Origin of the sequence: Frankia sp. Mgl5 (assembly GCF_023242985.1) — a bacterium.
Taxonomy (GTDB): Bacteria; Actinomycetota; Actinomycetes; order Frankiales; family Frankiaceae; genus Parafrankia; species Parafrankia soli.
Window position 1 is genome coordinate 62,456 of the sequence record NZ_JALKFY010000808.1, and the last position, 18,072, is coordinate 80,527.

Here is an 18,072-nt window from a genome sequence, read left to right on the forward strand (position 1 = left end):
GGATCGGGATCGGGATCGGGGGACAGTGACGGCGTTCTTCCTCGTGCTCACGGTCGCGCTGATCGGCGTGACCGGACTTGTCGTGGACGGCGGGCTCGCCCTGGACCGGAAAACGGCCGCGATCAGCCTCGCCGCCGAAGCCGCCCGCGCCGGAGCCCAAGGGCTGGACCTGGAGACCTATCGGACCAGCGGCGTCGTTCACCTCGACCCAGCCGCCGCCCGCCGGCGCGCCGAGCAGTACCTCACCGCCGCCGGGACGCAGGGGACCGTCACCGCAACCGCCACCACGGTGACGGTCGAGGTCACCGTACAGATACCGACCCAGCTCCTCGGCATCGTCGGAGTCGACACGCTCACCGTCACCGGCCACGCCACCGCAGCCCCCATCCACGGCGTCACCACCCCCTCCGTCCCAGGAGGCACTCTGTGAGCCGACGGGCCAGACCACGCCGGGTCAGACCGCTGCACCGTCTCGGCGGACTCCTACGCGCACTCGCCGGCCTCACCGCCACCAGCGCCGTCCTGATCGCCGCACCCGCCGCGATGTGGCAGCTCGTCGGCTGGCCACTGCCCGACCACGTTCCAAGCTGGACAGAGATCGTCGATACCGCGAGCTCACCACTCACCCAGGACCTGATCCTCGGCCTGATCGGCGCCCTGTTCTGGTACACCTACGCCCTGATCGCGGTGTCCATCGCCGTCGAAGTCGTCGCCACCATCGGCGGCTGGCACCGGCCCCGGCTGCCCACCGGCGGCCCCGCCCAAGCCCTGGCCGCCGTCCTTGTCGGCATGATCCTCACCGGCCTACTCACCGCCACCACCCGCACCAGCACCAGCCCGCCCACACCCACGGTCCTCGCCGCCTACCAGCGACCCGCACCCGTCACCGCCCCCGCCGACCCCACCCCCCAGGCCGGCACCCCGGCCGCGGACCCCACCGCGCCGGCCGGGCCAAGCTGCACCGTCGCCCCCTACGACACCCTCTGGTCGCTGGCCGAAACCTGGCTGCGCGACGGGCTGCGCTGGCACGAGATCTGGGCCCTCAACCACGGCCGCGTCCAACCCGACGGCACCCAGCTCACCACCCCCGACCTGCTACGCCCCGGCTGGATCCTGCACCTACCCCCCGACGCCCAACCCCCCACCGACCACACCCCACCGGCGCCGGCCACACCCAGCACAGCCATCCCACTCCCCCCGACAGGTCCGAGCGGGCCGCAGGCGGACATCCCGGCCGCGGCTCCCAGCCCCACAGCTCCCACACCCCGGTCGCCCAGCACGCCACAGCGCAGCAACCCCACTCCCGGCTGGACCCCGACCTTCCCCCCAGCCCCGGTCGCCCCGGGCCCCTCGGCGACACCGCCTCCCCACACACCACCGCCCACCAGCACGCCCCCGCCACCCCACACCGCGCCCGGCCAGGACCATCCGATCCGGCTACCTTCCGGCGCGGTCCTGCCTCTCGGCCTCATCGCCGCCCTCGCCGCCGCGGTCACCATCGCCCGGCTCCTGCGCACCCGCCGCCGCCCCGTCCCCACCCCACCCGGCCAGCCCACCCCCACCGACCCACCCCTGCCCCTCGTCATCCGCGAAATCCTGCGCGTCAGCCGCCCACCCACCACCGACGACGAAGACCCCGAACCCGTCAACGACCTGTCCGCCGCACCGCCACCGGCAACCGGCCTCAGCACCGCCGTGCTCCACGCTTCGGCCCCTGGCAGCCAGGCTCCTCCCAGCCCGACCACAACTCCCTCCACCAGCACCACCCCCGGTGATGTCGACCCGGTGGGGCCTGCAGAGGGGCTTCCTGCCGAGTTGCTGCGCACCGGCCGGCTCGACCTGCACGGCCCGGCCGCACCCGCCGCGGCCCGCGCCATCATCCTGAGCGTTCTCGCCGACCACCACCGCGACCGGACCACCTGGCCCGCCCGGCTGATCATCCCCCACAGTGCCGTCAGCCTGCTCGACCTGCCCCGCCCGCTCCTCGACGCACTCCCGCAGGCCACGATCACCGCCAACACCGACGCCGCGCTCGACCTCGCTGACCGCGAGGCGCTCCGCCGCGCCCGGCTCACCGACGACACCACCACGACCAGCCTGGACGAGCTGCGCGCCGCGCTACCCGACGAGATGATCCCCACCGTCCTACTTCTAGCCAGCGCACCCAACCCCCACGACGGACGGCTCGCCGCCTTGGCCCACAGCGGTGCCCAGCTCGGCATCTACACCATCACCGTCGATACGACCGCCGACCCGGCCGGCGACGATCAGCCACCGCTGCCCTGGCAGCTCACACCCGCCCAGGCCAGCGACCTCCTGCACGTCCTCACCCAAGCCACCGACCAACCCACCCCACCCGCTGACCCCACCCCCGACGTCGCGACACCCGCCCGCGTCCCCCCACACACCCCCGTGGCCGGGGCCCGCCCCGCGCCCCCGACGGTTGTGCCACCACCCGCCAAGCCAGCGCCCTCACCCGCGACCGCAACCCCACCACCCCCTGAACCGGCCGCCACCAGCGCACCCGCACAGCCCGCAGAACAGACCAGCCACGCCGACCAGCCGGGCAGGCGGGTACGGCTCGTGCTTTTCGGCCGGCCCGCCGTCCACCTCGACTCCGTGCCTCTCGCTGGCGGGCTACGGACCCTCAGCCTGGAGATCGCCGCCTACCTTGCCGTCCACCCCAGCGGCGTCACCGGAGACCGCCTCGCAGCCGATCTCCTCCCCGACCAGGACCCGACCCGCGCCCGCAACCAGATCTACCGCGCCGTCGCCGCCCTCCGCGACACCCTGCGCACCGCCACCGGCGACCCCACCCTCACCCCCATCCTCAGCGGGAAAACCGGCTACCGCCTCGACCCGACCCTGATCACGGTCGACCTGTGGGAATTCGACACGGCCCTGACCGCCGCCGGACACGCCCCCGACGACCCCGCCCGCATCACCGCGCTCACCCGCGCCGTCAACCTCGCCACCGCCACACCCCTCGGGGACACCGCCTACGACTGGTCCGCCCCGACCGTCACCGACCTTGAGCACCGCGCTGTTGACGCGCTCGCCGACCTCGCCGACCTGCACGCCGACGACCATCCCGAACAGGCCCTGGCTTATCTGGAACAAGCCCTCGCACTCACTCCGACTGTCGAAGATCTCTACCGGCACGTCATGCATATCCACGCCGCCCGCGGACGCCCCGACGCCGTCCGCCGCACCTACCAGCGCCTACGCGACGCCCTCGACACCCACGGCCTCGACGTCGACCCCACCCCCGAAACCCAGGCCCTACTCGCCCACCTCACCCGCACACCACCAAAACCCACACCCACCCAAACCGGCCCGCGACGCATCATCCGACCCGCCACTACCCGCCGGCCCGAACGCCCCAGCAGCTGACATCAAACAGCTTTACTAGCAGCCCTTGATGGAAGCCGGTCATCGCCACTGGTACCGCCGGGGAGAACGCGGCAGCACCGCTAACTGTTACACAATGCCCAGCGTCCAAGGAAAGAGATTCACCGACACCAGTGCAGTCGCTGGACGGTCAGGCAAGGATTTCCCGGCTTCCCTTACCGCGGCCTGGGCCTCCACCCATCCGGGGTACACGCACTGCCCCTGCCGGGGCCAGCGTACGAGGAACCCCGCTCGCCGTGATCCCATCATCGATGCAGGTCACGGAGCCGACACCAGCCCATGCCTACCGCACTCGGGCCCGCGACCTCCACCCCGGCATCCATGACAGTCCACTTACGCGACGAAGAGATTGTTCATCCGTCACCCGCTCATCGAGAAGCGGGCGAAAGCATTGACGGCCCGTTGCTTTCCCGAGAAGAGATCGACACGCTGCGACCCGGGATGGATACACATCGCATAATTAGCCGCTACGCATACGAAGGCGACCAGTAGCGCTACGGAGAGCAATTCCCCGTGGCGGCGGTGTCGTCCGTCTCATCGTCACGGACCGGCGCGCACCAGGTGCGCTACGGTCATCTTGCGCGTGAATGAAGCACGTGCATCGCGGCCCTGCCCTTCGCCGCGGCCCCCGGACGTTCGCCTCACGGAGGTGCACGCAACGGACCTTCTATTTGCTTGCAAGCAAGGCGTACGGAGGCGGTATGAGAATCTCCGAGCTGGGATTCAACAACCTCGACGACTTCTCCGAACAGGTCTGGCGAACCGTGGCACGCCACCCCTACTGCGACGTCGACATGCTCGCCGAATGGCTCGACCGCCCCGAACCCATCGTCGAAGCCGAAATCAACCGCCTCGTCGAAGCCGGCCTGCTCCGCCAGGTCGGCCGCCAGTGGGAACCCCAGGACCCCGTCAAAGTCCTCCAGGCCCGCCACGCCGAACAAGAGGCCGCCCTGAGCGCCGCACGCGCCACGATGGCCGACGAACGAGCCCGGCTCTACCGATCCGACCTCTTCGGCGACTACGTCACCGGCCGGCAACGCACCGGGACCAGCGCCGGCATCCACCTCCTCACCCGCGACGAGATCTTCGGCCAGATGGCCGAACTCACCGCGCAGAGCACCACCAGCCTGCGCTTCCTCCAGAACGGGCCGCCACCCCCCGGCCTCGGCGGCAACGTCCCCGACCTCCTGGCCACCGCCGCCGCCCGCGGCGTACAGATCACCAGCGTGTGGGCGTCACCCGCGCTCACCGCGGCCCAACGCCGCCAACCCACCCGACGCCTGCCCCCCATGGGACACATCCGCATCGCCCCCGCCGTACCCATGCGCACCATGATCTGGGACACCACCGCCGCCCTCATCCCCGTCCGCGACGACGACCTCGACGCAGGCGGCCTCGTCACCGTCGCCCCCACCCTCATCCGCGCCGTCACCGAAATGGTCACCCGGATCGAACAGACCATCCCCACCCAACGCCACCCCGCCGTAGCCGAAGAACCCGCCGCGATCCGCCGCCAACGGGCACTCCTACTCCTGCTCGACCGCGGCCTCGACTACACCCGCGCCGCCCGCGAACTCGGCGTCTCCGACCGCACCATCAAACGCGACGTCGCCGACCTCTGCCACCGCCTCGGCGTCACCACCCCCTTCCAACTCGGCGCCGCCGCAGCCCACGCCGGCTACCTCCCCCACCGCCCCACCACTCCCCGGCGAACAGAACCCCCGGTCACAACAGCAGTGAACTCCGACGCCAGCCAGGGCCCGGCAACGCCCGGCAGCCCGCAAAGCCCCTCGGGATAGACGCCAGCCACGGCCGGCGGTGGATACATAACCCTGGGGTCTGCTACGTAATCCTGAAGTCTGCACGAATGATCATTACGTAGAACCGCTGCCGGGCCGGCCCGTAAGCGCGCCCCATCCCCGCGTCATCGCCCAGGGTCCGCAGGCGCGTACCCGAGCCGTCTCGACGTCCCCGGCGATGATCTCTTTGGCCACGACGACATCCGCGACCAGACGGATCATCCGACCCGCCATCCACCATCCCAAACAACCCCGCTCGTAAAACAGCCGGGCTTTAGCCGCGCCTACTCCTGCCCCCCGGGAAAGCGCCGGGGTTAGAAACCGTCGGGCGACGGCCCGTCCGATCCGCCGCGCAACGTCGCGATCGCCCGCTGGAGCGCTACGACGAGATCCTCAACCTCATCAGCCGTGAGTCCTTCACGGTCGGGATCGTCAACGTCTCCACTTCCAAAAGTGATCACAGGAGGGTACACGGTGGCATGGGTCACATATTGTTCGATCCTCACCGCAAGCTCCAGTATGTCCGCCCGTATCCCATCGATCTCGGGAAGATCAATCAGGGCGATCTCCGCCATGTGATAGTCCCCGAGACCGTCAGGCTCAGGGCGCAGGTGCCCCGCCGGCTCCTGGCACCACGACGGACAGGAACGATAACGATCATCGCCGTTCACAGCACGCATAGTGTCCCGCTCTTCCCCTCGCAGCCGGTCAGGCGGCCTTCTTCAGGCCCATCCGTGTCGCCACATCATCAACATCTCGTGGATCAACCTTCCACCCCTGCCGGGTCCACCGAGCAGAGAGATAGCAGCCCGCGATCCAATCGATGATGGTCGACGGCGATGTTCCCACGCGCCTCGCAGCCATATCCAAACCGATCATCGCCATCCCCGGCACCGCCATATCCTCGACGTTTTTCTCGGTAGGATGATGATGCTGCAGCGAGACCACCGAATCGTCGAGCCGTCACGACGATGATTGTCGTAACGTTCGCGGACATTGTCCCCGCATTGCGCCGGGCCAACCAGTCCGTTACCCAACCCCCACCCAGGCATCGACGAACCAACGACGACAGGCCCCCTGGCACGCGGGACAGGCCACACCGACGACACACCAGCGCACGCCTGACCTGGCATGGGAACCCGACCGAGGCTTACTCCGGCCAAGAACGAAGCGCGCGGGGCGGGCCGCGGTCCGCATCCCAACCCGCCCCGACACCATCACACTGCCTCTCCCCGAAAGGGCGTCGCAGACCACCCACCCTGGACCAGCGCACCACACTCGGCGGCGTCCAATTCCGGGCCGCCGACCCGCCTACCGCGGTGCCGTCACCAAACCGGCACAGATAGCGAGAAGAACGCGGCACGATCGGCGGGGCTTCGACGAGAGCCCTCGGACCCGCCGGGAAACCGGGCCTCCTGGGACTGGCCCCGGCCCGCCCGGATGAGGTGACGGATCAGGCACCCTCACCCAGCGTTCAGGGACCACCCCGGCTCTTCCGGCGAGAGACCGCGTGAAAACCGCCGGCTCACCCACCCGCGGAAGGACCGGTGGCGCCAGTACAACCCCGCAGGTGGTGGGCCCGGACGCGGGTTCGCCGCCACCGACCCTGGTGTCAGCACCCGCAGAGTCGCTGGCGGCAGGTCACCAGACATCGATGGGTGCCACGGTGTAGCCAGACAGCACGCAGGAACGGGCGTACAGGTCGGCGGCCCTCGGGTCCGGGAAGCAGGCGAGGACCCCGATGGGCCGCTCAGTCGCATTCAGCGCCACCACCGCCCAGTCACTGCCCTGCGCCGGCCCGGCCGGGACCACCACGAAGTCCAGGCCGGGCTGCGCGCGGGCCCAGCCCTCAGCCAGCTGCGGGGCAGCGAACCCGACCACCACACGCACCGCCCGATCATGCGCATCAAGGGTGACGACACCCCACCGGATAGCGGGAGTCTCGGATGGCGCGGAGCTCACGGCGGGGTCTCCCAGAGGCGATGGTCGTGCGGCGGCAAAGCAGGCGGGGCGGGAGGACGGCGCAGCCCTCAATCCCAGGTGATCATTATCTGTGCGGAAGGGGTGTCGATCAGCCGGCCCGGCGGTAGGGACTCCCAGGCGATGGTGGAGGGGTAGACCCGGATCGTGGGGTCCGGCCCGCCACGGCGTTGGGCGTCCCAGATCTGGACGTCGTAGGCAAGGATGTCCCCGAGCCGGAAGCGGTCCGGGCCCCAGGCGATGACACTGACGTCGAGGTCCGCGCCGTTCACCGTGTCAGCGGCGGGATAGGTGAGGGAGGCGAGACTGTCGTCGGACCACACCGCCGACACGCCCCCCGGGACCGTCGGCGCGAGCGGGGTCTGCTGGTCGGCGATCTGTTCGGCGTACACCCGGCCGTAGGTCGTTCGCACGGTCGCCAGCCACAGCTCCAGGCTCGCCAGCAGACCGTCGCCAGGTGGCAGCGTCACACCGGTGCTGAGCACGTGACGCGGCCCGAGCAGCGCGTCGCGCAGCGCGTCGGCGTCGACGTCCTGGGCCACGGTGGCCTCCAGCCGGACCCCGGCCGCGAGGATGGCCGTGGCACGCTGCCGGGCGCCCGCGCCGTGCATCCGCGGAAAATCGCAGGGCCGGATCGACTCCGAGACCAGGATCTCCCCGACCCGACAGAACCCGACCGACCGCGACAAGCCCCGGATCTGCAACGGAAGCACGATCCGCCCCCCATCGACAAGCTGGTCGATGTACGCGGGTGGGATGTCCGTCGCCTTGGCGGTCACGAGGATCCGGTCGAAAGGGGCCCGCAACGGGAAACCGAAATGCCCGTTGCTGACCAGCACCGCGACGCCGGTGTACCCCGCCGCGTTCAGGCAGGTGCGAGCCCGGTGGACCGCATCCTGATCGAGGTCGATCATCACCACCGACCCCGCCGACCCAACCAGCTCGGCGAGCAGCCCGGCGGTGTACCCGTCGCAGCCCACCTGCAGGATCCGCTGGCCGGGTCCGACCCGCAGCTGCTCCACCATCACCGCAGCCACCGACGGCCGCAGCGCCGTACGAACCGCGCTCCCATCGAACGCCCGTTTCGTGACCACAGAGCTGTCCTCGTACGCCACCTCGGTCGAGATGTCAGGAAAGAACAGGTGCCGCGGCACCGTACGCAGCGCCGCCTCAACCCTGGCGGACACCGACTCGACGGCCAGGATCCGCTCGACCATCGCCGCGCGCCGCCACGACGCTTCCCCGGCGGGCATCACCGCACCCCCGAGATCAGGTCGTCGTACTCGCCGCGCTGCGCCGCCCGGACAAAGTCCGCGAATGCGCCCGGGGTGGTCCGCACTTCGCGGCCCAGACTCGACCGGATCAGCACCCGGTGGCCGTCCCGCGCGACCTCGACCGCATCGACGACCTTGGAATTGAGCTGAGACGGCCGTCGCCAGTACACGGGAGCGGGCAGAGCGGAAGGGAAGGCAGGCACAGGGTCCTCGAAGCTGGATGGTGGTTGTGGAGCCCGCCAAGCCCGAACCGTGTTCGGTACCGGCCCGGACCCGGCGGGAGAACAGATAAGGGGCCACGAGAAACGTGCGGTCCCTCGGCAGAACGTAGAAGACCGCCCCAGCGCCTCAGCTGGACAAAATGTGGGAGTCCAGAACCACTCAAGATCGTTCGAGTGCGGTCGTGGGATCTCCCCACCCGGGATGGCGACCACCCCTATACGATGGGTAACCAGTCATCGTGTTCAGGTCCGGCCCCACGCGCCTCTCCGCTCGAGGAACCCATGGACAGCCGTGCTATCGGACGCCGCGTCCGCTACTGGCGTACCCGGCGAAACCTGTCCCGCGCCCAGTTCGCGGACCGCTGCGACCGCTCCGTGAGCTGGGTAGACAAGATCGAGGCCGGGGAACGTACCCTCGTGCGTTTACCCATGCTGGAACGGGTAGCCGCCGCCCTGGACATCTCCGTGGCCGCCCTCACCGAGGACGACACCGCCGAACGCGCGACCCAATGCCTCGACGCGGTGGAAGTCCAGGCCCTGCGTACAGCACTGGGTTCCTACGACACCATCCTCGGCAGGCGGACAGGCCAGGATCCGGACCTGACCCGGCTGCGCGCGCAGGTCGACCACGCCTGTTCCGCCTGGCTGTCGTCGCGCTTCGCCGTCATGGGCCGTGTCCTACCCGACCTCATGAGGCAGGCCCAAGCCGCCGTGCACGTCCTCGATGGTGCGCCTCGCCTGGAAGCCACCCGTCACCTGGTCATGACCTACCGGCTGGCCTCCTCCACGCTGCTGAAGTTCGAGACGACCGACGTGGCCTGGCTTGCCGCGGACCGGGCGATCACCCTCGCCACCCAGTCGGAAGACCTCATCTGCCTGGCACGGGCCACCCGCAGCGTCGCTCGTGCCATGGCCCAGGCCGGCCAGCTCCGCACCGCCCTCGACGTCCTGATCACGATGGCGGACCGGATGGAGCCGGATCTGGCGGGCGACCCGGAGCTGGTGTCGCTGTACGGCATGCTGCTCCTGCCCGCCGAGATCGCCGCCGCCAGCGACGGTGACGCCCCCACCGCCACCGCCCTGCACGAGCAGGCCGACGCTGTCGCCCGCACTCTGGGGCCCGGCTACGCCCACCGCACCACCGCGTTCGGCGTGACGAACGTCGCCCTGCACCGTCTGGCCGCCCTCGTCCGCCTCCACGACGGCGCCGCCGCGCTCACCTACGCCCGCAGCATCAACCCCGAAGCCCTCGCCGTCCTGCCCCGGGAACGCAAGGCCAATTTCCTGCTGGACCTGGCCGAGGCCCACCGCCAAACCGGTAACACCCAGGACGCCGGCCGTGTCCTCCTCCAAGCCGATCGTGTCGCCCCCGAAGAGGTGCGATGCCGACCCGTGGCACGCCAGCTCCTCGGCCAGCTCCTGGGACAGCCCGGCGCACCGCCGCTCCCACAGCTTCGTCAACTGGCCGTGCGTGTCGGGCTCCCCGCGTGAACCCACCGAACCGGGTGCTCTACGTCGTCGTCTGCGGGGCCGGGCCCGCCGGGAACGTCGGCCGGCTGGTGGACCTGGCCCACACCCGCGGCTGGCAGGTCCAGCTCATCGCCACCGCCACGGCCCGCGACCATTTCCTCGACATACCGGCGTTGGAAACGCTGACCGGTCGCCCCGTCCGCAGCACCTACCGCCCCCAAGGCGAACCCGCAAAGGTTCCTCACGCCGACGCCGTCATCGTCGCCCCCGCCACCTACAACACCATCAACAAGTGGGCAGCCGGCATCGCCGACACCTACCCCCTCAGCGTCCTCGCCGAACTGACCGGGCTCGGCGTTCCCATCGCTGTCCTGCCGTTCGTCAACCAGGCATTCGCCGCCAACCGTGTCTTCACCCGCAGCGTCGAAAATCTCCGAGCCGCCGGGATCACCGTCCTCCTCGGCCCCGGTGCCTTCGAACCCCATCCCCCACGTGCCGGCGCGGACAAGACAGCTACCTACCCCTGGCACCTGGCACTCGACGCCGTCGCAGAGCAGACAGCACGTCGCCGGTAGACCCGCTGGTGGATCATGTCCCTGGAACAACCCGCATGCTGCCCGGATGCGCGCGTCCAGGCGGCCCCCGGCCGGGATCGGATGGCCGGAGGCGGCGCGTTAGACGTCGGCTATGCGGCCGGTGAGTTCCAGCACTGCGGGCTCGTCGCGGGCTATGCGTGTCAGAGGCACGAGGACGTGCTGACGGAGGCGGTCCGCGACCACAGCGTTGGGGCATGCGCCGAGGACCGCGACTGCGTGTAGCCCTGCCTCTGCTGCGGCAGCCGGGGCTGGACGGTCCCCGGCGAGGTGTCCTCGGGCGACCGCCACGTGGGCGAGACCGATGCCTTGCAGGTCGTTCCCGAACGTCGCAGCCGCCCGGGTGCCATGGGTGATCGCCAGATGGCCCTGGTCGGGGATGTGGGAGTACGTGATCGCCGTGTAGAGATCTTCTTCCGCGTCGTTCCAGGTGAGCGCCGGACCAGCGAGCGCTGCATGCATCCCCGCCCGCATCTCGCCGACCGCCTGGTCTGCCCGCTGCGGGTCACCGTTGGCGGCAGCGGCCTGCGCTTCGTAGGCGGCGAGGCGCGCCCGCTGCGCGGGATGAGATCGCGGCCGGGCGCGGGCGGCGATGTCGGCGGCCTGGGCGTACTGACCGTCGTTGAAGGCCACGCACGATTGGATGCCGGCGACCCGCCCGGTAAGCAGTGGATCATCGACGGCGGCGGCGTGCCTTTCAGCGAGTGCGGCGAATCGAGCGGCCACGGCGAGGTTTCCACCGAACCGGGTCACGGTGGCCAGCCCGGCGGCGAGCTGGCCGGCGAGGAGAACGAGTTGATGGGTGTAGCCGGGATGCACCCGGCGCGCCAGCATCGTCTCCACGGTCTGCCACGCCTCGAACGCATCGGGGAAGAGGTCCGCGGGAGGAAGCGACCACAGGTTCTGCTCAAGGTGAGCCAGCGCGGTACGGCAGTCGGCAAGCGCCATGGTCGCAGGCTGCGCCTGGTCGAGCTGCGCACCCACGTCCCCGGTGGCCGCGAACACCGCCGCGGCGGTGAACCCGCCGCCGAGCTCGAACAACTCGCGTCGATCCGTCGCTCTCACCTCCCCTGCCCTGTCCACTGTCGCTGATCTGGCTGGCGGGAGTCCACCCGCGGGCGGCTGCAGGCCAATCCGGATCGCGGTGTCTTCCATCATGGCGTCTCGCCACAACGCGACCAGCTCGCCTTGCGCGGCCAACGCCCGGTCCAACGCCTCGACCGTCTCCCTGCTGGGAAGCGAGGTTGCTTTACCCCCTCGTTTGCCGAGCACGGCGGCGCGGACGGTGCCCCGGGCGATCTGGTTCCACTCGTCCGGACTCATCGCCCGCGCGAGTTTCGACATGTCGGCCTGCCGTTCGTTCACCAGCGCCTGGGCACGGCCGTAGTACCGGTGACGGGCAGGTCGGGCATCAGTCTGCACGGGCAGCTCCCCTCGGCCCCGCTCTGCGGGTGGGCGGGAACGGTCCCACCCACCCGGGCGGGACCGTTCCCAACCTGTCGCATGTCTGTCACGCAGTGTGTCATGTCCTGTGTGCGGCGGAAACATTCCGGATTTCCCCACGGACCAGCAGAGGAGCGGACGTGACCAGCATGGAAACGTCCGGCGGGTCCGTCGGCCGGATGCCCGCCGCGCGGGCCACCCCTGCCCTGACCCGTCGTCGCCCAAGGACGCGCGACGTTCTGGCGTCGGGTGGGACCTGGTGGCCGGGGCGGGGAGGGAGCCGGTCCTCGCGACCATCCACAACGCTCCCTCCCCGCCTCTCCCAGCGCGGATCCCACACGCGAGCGTGCCGGTCGCAGCCGGCGCTCCGGCGCTCCAAGACCGGGTGTGCGCCCCGTCGACGACAGCGGGCCGGTCCTCGGACGGCTGTGTCGGTGGTCGTGCTCGACGCCGGCAGTGACCCTCTACCGCCGTGCTCGGCTTCCCTTCGCTGGAGGCCGCCGACGCCTACACCATGTTCGATCCGAACATCACCCTGGGCCACGATCCCCGAGCGGATCCCCAGGGCCTGAGACGGGGGCCTTCCAGTCCCGAGAAAGCCCCTGCACCCCGCCCCGGCGCCACAGCTACGCACCCGCCGGCGGGGCGCGCTTTCCCGCAGGGTGGCAACGGGCCGCCCTGGGTCGATCTGAAGGAGCGTGCTCATGAGCACCAGCACCTCGCCCGCCGTCGTAGTGGGCACCGTCGCGCCGGCCGCGCTGACCGTGGCGGCTGTTCAAGCGTTCCAGCGCCGCGTCGCCGCGTTCGCCCGCACCGGCGCGACGAACACCGCCCTGGTCGCCTACCACCGGTAGGCCCCGCAATCCCGGGGCGGGGGCCGCGCATGACCCCCGCCCCGGCCCGCCCCTCAACTACCGCAGGGAGCCCTGGAATGCCACACGCCGCACCTGCCGGGCCTACCGAGCTGACGTTCCTCGGTCACCAGAGCTGGCACATCCGCTCCGGGGACAGTGCTGTGCTCGTCGACCCGATCCTGACCCGCGCGTTCGGCGCGGGCGCCGTCGACTTCCCGATCTGGCCACCACGCACCGTCGACCATGAGGCGATGCCCGCCCCCGACGCGGTCGTCCTGACCCACGAACACCTGGACCACCTGCACTTCGCGTCACTGGACCTGCTCGACCGGTCGGTCCCGATCCACACCGGCACCACCCTGCCCGCCGCGGTCGTCGACGCGCTGAGCGCGCTCGGGTTCACCGTCCACCGCCACGACCACCTCACACCGATCCTCATCGGTGGCCTGGAGATGTACCTGTTCCCGGCGGGGGCGCGCACCCTGTTCTGGGAGTCTCGGGTGGTGCAGCCGGTTGTCCGCGCGGCCGGGTCCGACCGGGATATGTTCATCGGTGTCGACGCCGACGTGTCCGACCTGTACCTGGAACAGGTACACGCCGGGCAGATGCCGGCGCCGTACCTGGCGATCGTCTCCAACAACACCCAGTCCGTGCCCTTCGGTGCCCTCGGCGCGGACGTCAACCTTCTTCCCGGGCTCGATCGGCCCCGCACCCGCACCACCGGCATTCAGGCCCTGCACACCCTGCTGATCGACTATCTGGAACCGCTCGACGGCGTCGGCGAGGTCGCGCTGTGCGGGAACGGGTTCACCGCACCCCGCAGCCCCCACGGCCCGTTCCTCTACGCCGACCATCGCGCGCTCGCCGGGCACGCGAACGCGCTGCAACACCTCTTCCGCGTCCACGGCCCCCGCCCCGGCGACCAGCTCCTTCTCCCTGCCCGGGGGCCCATCGCCACCGACACCGCCGGCTGGGTCAGCCTCGACGCCACCGCCGAACAGGCCGGGCTCGATGCCCTCGACGCCTTCACCACCAACCCGTGGCCGGTCGACCCGGCCCCCGTCGGGCCGATGCTTGACCCCGACGCGTGGATGGTGGCCGAACGGCTGGTCTACGGCGAATTACCACGCCTGGCCCGGCATCTGATCGCGACCCGTACCGGGGCGCTCGCCTGCTCCCTGCACGACTACCTGACCGGCCCGCTCGACGGCCAGCGGCTCGTACTGCGGCTGCTGGCCCCACCCGGCGAGCCCGGACGGATCCTGTCGTTCGCGTGGGACATCACCGGGCCCGCTTTCGTCCCGGTCGGCACAACCAGCCGCGGTGAAGCCATGGCCCGCTACCCGTTCGGTATCGAGCTCTTCTACCAGGATCTCGTGGCACTGTTCACCGGGCACGTGCAGATCTGGGACATCATCGGCGGCTCCTACCAGGGCTGGCACGTCGGCGAACGCCTCGACTCCCCGGTGTACGCCCTGTTCGCCGTCTACGGAGAGCACCAGCGCCCGGACCTGGCCGCACGCTGCTACGCCGAAAGCCTCGCCCGCCTCGACCCCACAACCGCGAGCATCCGATGAGCACCATCACGGCCGGCCCCCTCGCCGGCGCGGCCCGGCCCCGGCCCGACGGATGGCTCACCGAACCGCTCACCGAGGACCAGACCGCCGCCACCGCGCAGGCCAGCGCGATCCTCCAACGGCACTACCCCGAGGTCGCAGCGCCCGTGCGGTGTCTGACCGCGCGCTACCGGTCCGCGGTGTTCACCGTCGGCAACCCGCCGCAGGCCGTCCTCAAGCGGCACGCGGACACGGCGGCGTATCTCGGCGAACGCCTCGCCTACGACCTCCTCGCCGCCGACCAGGTACTCCCGGGCCTGCGGGCAAGCTGCGACAGGTCCCGAACTCTGCTCGTGGACTACCTGCCCGACACCGCGGATCTCACCGACCGCGACACCTTCGACGACCTGATCGCGCTCGTAGCGCGGGTCCACACCGCCTCCGCACGATGGCCGCGCTCCCTGGGGGAACCCATGACGCCCTGGCGGATCGACGCAGCGCTGCTCGCAGATCCGGCATGGGTCGACGACGCACAGGCATGGCGGGACATGCTGCGCCTCGTCAACGCCGCGCACGGACCAGCACACCTGCCCCTGGGCAACCTGGACCTGCACCGCGATCACGTACGCTGCCGGGACGACGGCCGGCTAGCCCTCGTCGACGTCGAGACCCTCCGCCCGGACGTCACCGGCCTGCCCGACGTCGTCACCCTCGCCTACCTCGCCGGCGAGATCGGTCATACGCGGCCGGGACCATGGGTACGGGCCCGCTACCTCCGCCACCTCCACCACACAGGGGTGACCTGGACGGACCGGGACCTACTCACCGCGCTCACCTGCTTCGCGACCGCAACCGGCCTGGAGTCACTGCACGGCCTCGACCGATGAGGCCACGGGGACACCCGCGGACTGGATAACCTCGCCAGATCAACCCCTGGTGGGAGGGCTCTGTCGTGCTCGGACCACCGACCACCGTCATGACCTTCGCGGACGATCCGGAGACCTCCGCGCGCTGGTGGGCCGGGATCCTCGATGTCGAGGTGCACCTCGACATCGACGGGGACGCGGTCTACGCCTGGCTGAACGTGGCCGGCGTCGAACTCGGATTCCACCAAGCCGACGACGAGCGGAACCCGCGCGGTGGATCGCCCGTCGTGTACTGGGCCGTCACCGACCTCGACGCAGTCCGCGGGCAACTCCTCAACGCCGGTTGCCGCCACCACCGCGGACCGCTCACCGTCACCGAGGGCCGGCGCATCTGCCAGATCATCGACCCCTTCGGAACCGTCATCGGCCTCGAAGGACCCTAGATGATCGGCTCATTAGGGTCAGTGCCCACAAGCGGTCAGCGAACACAGGACAGGCTGTCCGGTGTGGTCGTTACGCCAGCTCGCGGCGGTCAGCGCGAGGATTCACCGCATGACGCGGGCGACGACTGGCCCCGCCGAGCGTGCACCCTCGGTGCTATTCGGGATCGAATCGGCCTTGAAGGTCTCATTGACCGACTCGATGATCTGCCGCAATGCCTTGCCCCGGGCCGCTCCGGCTCGCCCTTGCGGGCCACCCGCAGCAACCGGGCGTCCTATGTGAACGACTTGTCCGGTTTCTCGTCGTAGACGACGAGAAACCGGGCGCTCAGGTGGCGGGTAGTCCGAGATCCTTACGGAGGGCATCAGCGGCCAGCCAGCGGTGGGAGACCCTGTTCTTGTCCGCGCTCGGCATCTCCGCGAAGGTCAGCGCGCTGCCAGCCGGCGCGAAAATGGAGTCGTAGCCGAAACCGCCGCTACCACGCGGCTCGGTGGTCAGCACCCCATGAAGGGTGCCGGTGACAACCCGAACGCCGGCAGCGTCGGCGTAGCCGAGCGCGGTCGTCACGACGGCGCTGCGGTCGACCACACCTGCCGCCATAGCGAGGAGACCCTCGGTACCAACGCTGTCGAGGAACCACGCGACGAGGGCACCCGGGAGGCCGTTCCAGGCGTTCAAGGCCAGGCCGGTGTCATCGACGAGCACCGGGCGTCGCAGCTTCGAGTAGGCATCCTCGGCTTTACGCTTCACCACCGTCACGACGTCGAGGGACTGGATCTCGACGAGGCCCTCCGCTATCGCCGTAACCTCCACACCCAGGAGGGCGGCGTACTCGCGAGCTTTGCCCGCGTTCCCGGTGATGAGCGAGACACGGTCAATCATGTATTCCTACCTCCATTAACAGAATCGACGACGACAGCTTTGTGGACTCCACCGAGCTGGCCTCGCTGTTCAGTGAGGTCACCGACCTGCTCAGCGAGCGCGAGGAGCTACTCGGCCGGCTGCACGCCGCGGGCATCACCGTCACCAACGCCCGCATCGCCGCGCACGGGTGACATACGACGGCCCCGGCGCCCGGAACACCGGCCGGGCCGGGGCCGATAACGTGCAAGCACAAGGCGGGGAGTAGGTCCAGGCATCCGACACCCATGGAATATCCCCGCGCGGCGGGGAGAAGAGGAATCATCCCACAGTGCGGGTGTACGCCTCAATGGCGGCCCGGCTCCACCTCAGCGTTCGTCCGACGTACCGGGCCGGGCCCGGTAATTGTCCAAGGCGCGCACGGTGATCGGCCGTCCGCCGGTGCATCACCTCAACCATCTGCGAGCGGGTGATCAGATCGGCCACAGCGTCGTGCGCGGCCGGGCTCGACTACCACGATCGGCGCGTCGTCGTTCACATCGGCCACCTCCGCGACGATCATCGCGGGGATTGAGAGTCGTACCCGTGGGGGCGGGTCGGCGCCCGGTACGACCGTGGTCATGTGTAGCGCGTCAGAGGTGCCGGTGCCGTTCCGCGGCCCGCACCAGCGCCGTATGCACCGCCAGGCATGACTCCCGGCCCAGCGCCCAGGAGTGCTCAGCCACAGCGTCTGTTGACGCCGCCCGCGGACAGCTCCTCGACGCCGGCTGCCCCCGCTGCGGACCGCTCACCGTCACGCAGGGCCGGCGCATCTGCCCGGGGTCAGCGTTCCGTGCGGCAGCCGTGCGGGTTTGTCTACGGCGTGTCCGGGTTGTCGGCGAGGAGGTACTCCGCGATTTCGGCGGCGATCTCCTGGGTAGTCTGGCGCTGCTCGGTGCGCTTGACGTGCCGTTTGTAGCCGAGCCGTCCCTGGTGCGCGGTCTCGGAGCAGCAGCCGTGCCGGCAGCAGGACTGCCCACCGAAGCCGCGGATGTAGAAGGCCTTGCGGCCGAGCATCTTCATGGTTCAAGTCCTCCTGGTGCGGCGTGGCGGACCGGGCCGGGCCGCACGAGGGCCAGCCAGCGCCCGCGACGGTGAACAGGGCGGGCTGGTAGTGGGGCTCGGAGCCAGGGGAGGGAATGTCGCGGTGTGCGTGGACCACCGGCGGGCCCCGGGGGCCCGGGGGGGCCGGGGCGGGGGGGGTGGGGGGGGGGGGGGGGGGGGGGGGGGGGGGGGGGGGGGGGGGGGGGTGACCCCCGGCGCG

General features: G+C 70.4%; 18 protein-coding genes. 10 read left to right on the top strand and 8 right to left on the bottom strand.

Annotated elements, in window-relative coordinates; genetic code table 11:
* Nucleotides 1-25: 25 nt before the first annotated feature.
* From MXD62_RS30340 to MXD62_RS30350, 3 genes are all read left to right on the top strand, one after another.
* On the top strand, nucleotides 26-430 hold the full coding sequence (locus MXD62_RS30340; RefSeq protein WP_248832792.1) for a pilus assembly protein TadG-related protein: 405 nt from the start codon (nucleotides 26-28) through the stop codon (nucleotides 428-430).
* Nucleotides 427-3,393: a BTAD domain-containing putative transcriptional regulator gene (locus tag MXD62_RS30345; RefSeq protein WP_308301350.1), complete on the top strand. Its 2,967-nt coding sequence runs from the start codon at nucleotides 427-429 to the stop codon at nucleotides 3,391-3,393. Before MXD62_RS30340 ends, MXD62_RS30345 begins: the two co-directional genes overlap by 4 nt.
* Nucleotides 3,394-4,112: 719 nt before the next feature.
* Nucleotides 4,113-5,210: a helix-turn-helix domain-containing protein gene (locus MXD62_RS30350; protein WP_248832793.1), complete on the top strand. Its 1,098-nt coding sequence runs from the start codon at nucleotides 4,113-4,115 to the stop codon at nucleotides 5,208-5,210.
* 314 nt (nucleotides 5,211-5,524) lie between these two features.
* Here MXD62_RS30350 and MXD62_RS30355 read toward each other — a convergent pair whose 3' ends face one another.
* The 5 genes from MXD62_RS30355 to MXD62_RS30375 all read right to left on the bottom strand — a co-directional run bounded on the left by MXD62_RS30355 (nucleotide 5,525) and on the right by MXD62_RS30375 (nucleotide 8,667).
* Nucleotides 5,525-5,785, bottom strand: coding sequence for a hypothetical protein (locus tag MXD62_RS30355; RefSeq protein WP_248832794.1), 261 nt, complete (start codon nucleotides 5,783-5,785; stop codon nucleotides 5,525-5,527).
* A 133-nt stretch (nucleotides 5,786-5,918) separates the two neighbouring features.
* Nucleotides 5,919-6,158, bottom strand: coding sequence for a hypothetical protein (locus MXD62_RS30360; protein ID WP_248832795.1), 240 nt, complete (start codon nucleotides 6,156-6,158; stop codon nucleotides 5,919-5,921).
* A 693-nt stretch (nucleotides 6,159-6,851) separates the two neighbouring features.
* Nucleotides 6,852-7,091 carry a hypothetical protein gene (locus MXD62_RS30365; protein WP_248832796.1) on the bottom strand — a complete coding sequence of 80 codons (240 nt, stop codon included), beginning with the start codon at nucleotides 7,089-7,091 and terminating at the stop codon, nucleotides 6,852-6,854.
* 149 nt (nucleotides 7,092-7,240) lie between these two features.
* Nucleotides 7,241-8,443 (bottom strand): methyltransferase, FxLD system, encoded by a 1,203-nt coding sequence (fxlM, locus tag MXD62_RS30370; RefSeq protein WP_248832797.1) that lies wholly within the window; start codon nucleotides 8,441-8,443, stop codon nucleotides 7,241-7,243.
* Nucleotides 8,443-8,667, bottom strand: a complete 225-nt coding sequence (locus tag MXD62_RS30375; RefSeq protein ID WP_248832798.1) for a DUF397 domain-containing protein — start codon at nucleotides 8,665-8,667, stop codon at nucleotides 8,443-8,445. The genes fxlM and MXD62_RS30375 overlap by 1 nt, the downstream gene beginning before the upstream one ends.
* Nucleotides 8,668-8,967: 300 nt before the next feature.
* On the opposite strand from MXD62_RS30375, the gene MXD62_RS30380 reads away from it, so the two are divergent.
* The gene (locus tag MXD62_RS30380) at nucleotides 8,968-10,176 is read left to right on the top strand and encodes a helix-turn-helix domain-containing protein (RefSeq protein ID WP_248832799.1); all 1,209 of its coding nucleotides are present in this window, start codon (nucleotides 8,968-8,970) and stop codon (nucleotides 10,174-10,176) included.
* Nucleotides 10,173-10,730, top strand: coding sequence for a flavoprotein (locus tag MXD62_RS30385; RefSeq protein ID WP_248832800.1), 558 nt, complete (start codon nucleotides 10,173-10,175; stop codon nucleotides 10,728-10,730). Before MXD62_RS30380 ends, MXD62_RS30385 begins: the two co-directional genes overlap by 4 nt.
* Before the next feature lie 99 nt (nucleotides 10,731-10,829).
* Here the strand turns inward: MXD62_RS30385 and MXD62_RS30390 are convergent, their stop codons facing one another.
* Entirely contained in the window at nucleotides 10,830-12,170 is a 1,341-nt protein-coding gene (locus MXD62_RS30390) for a hypothetical protein (RefSeq protein WP_248832801.1), read from the bottom strand.
* 725 nt (nucleotides 12,171-12,895) lie between these two features.
* Here MXD62_RS30390 and MXD62_RS30395 point away from each other — a divergent pair.
* The 4 genes from MXD62_RS30395 to MXD62_RS30410 all read left to right on the top strand — a co-directional run bounded on the left by MXD62_RS30395 (nucleotide 12,896) and on the right by MXD62_RS30410 (nucleotide 15,910).
* Nucleotides 12,896-13,045, top strand: a complete 150-nt coding sequence (locus MXD62_RS30395) for a hypothetical protein (RefSeq protein WP_165938582.1) — start codon at nucleotides 12,896-12,898, stop codon at nucleotides 13,043-13,045.
* Nucleotides 13,046-13,122: 77 nt separating this feature from the next.
* Complete coding sequence (locus tag MXD62_RS30400; RefSeq protein WP_248832802.1) at nucleotides 13,123-14,622, top strand: MBL fold metallo-hydrolase; 1,500 nt, start codon at nucleotides 13,123-13,125, stop codon at nucleotides 14,620-14,622.
* The gene (locus tag MXD62_RS30405; RefSeq protein ID WP_248832803.1) at nucleotides 14,619-15,488 is read left to right on the top strand and encodes a hypothetical protein; all 870 of its coding nucleotides are present in this window, start codon (nucleotides 14,619-14,621) and stop codon (nucleotides 15,486-15,488) included. The genes MXD62_RS30400 and MXD62_RS30405 overlap by 4 nt, the downstream gene beginning before the upstream one ends.
* A gap of 65 nt (nucleotides 15,489-15,553) precedes the next feature.
* Entirely contained in the window at nucleotides 15,554-15,910 is a 357-nt protein-coding gene (locus MXD62_RS30410; protein ID WP_248832804.1) for a VOC family protein, read from the top strand.
* A gap of 325 nt (nucleotides 15,911-16,235) precedes the next feature.
* On the opposite strand, the gene MXD62_RS30415 is transcribed toward MXD62_RS30410, so the two are convergent.
* Nucleotides 16,236-16,790, bottom strand: coding sequence for a non-canonical purine NTP pyrophosphatase (locus MXD62_RS30415; RefSeq protein WP_131625838.1), 555 nt, complete (start codon nucleotides 16,788-16,790; stop codon nucleotides 16,236-16,238).
* Nucleotides 16,791-16,831: 41 nt separating this feature from the next.
* Between MXD62_RS30415 and MXD62_RS39490 the strand changes: the two genes are divergently transcribed.
* Nucleotides 16,832-16,963: a hypothetical protein gene (locus tag MXD62_RS39490; protein ID WP_285224243.1), complete on the top strand. Its 132-nt coding sequence runs from the start codon at nucleotides 16,832-16,834 to the stop codon at nucleotides 16,961-16,963.
* Between the two features lie 661 nt (nucleotides 16,964-17,624).
* Here the strand turns inward: MXD62_RS39490 and MXD62_RS30420 are convergent.
* Entirely contained in the window at nucleotides 17,625-17,831 is a 207-nt protein-coding gene (locus MXD62_RS30420; protein WP_248832805.1) for a hypothetical protein, read from the bottom strand.
* Nucleotides 17,832-18,072: the final 241 nt, after the last annotated feature.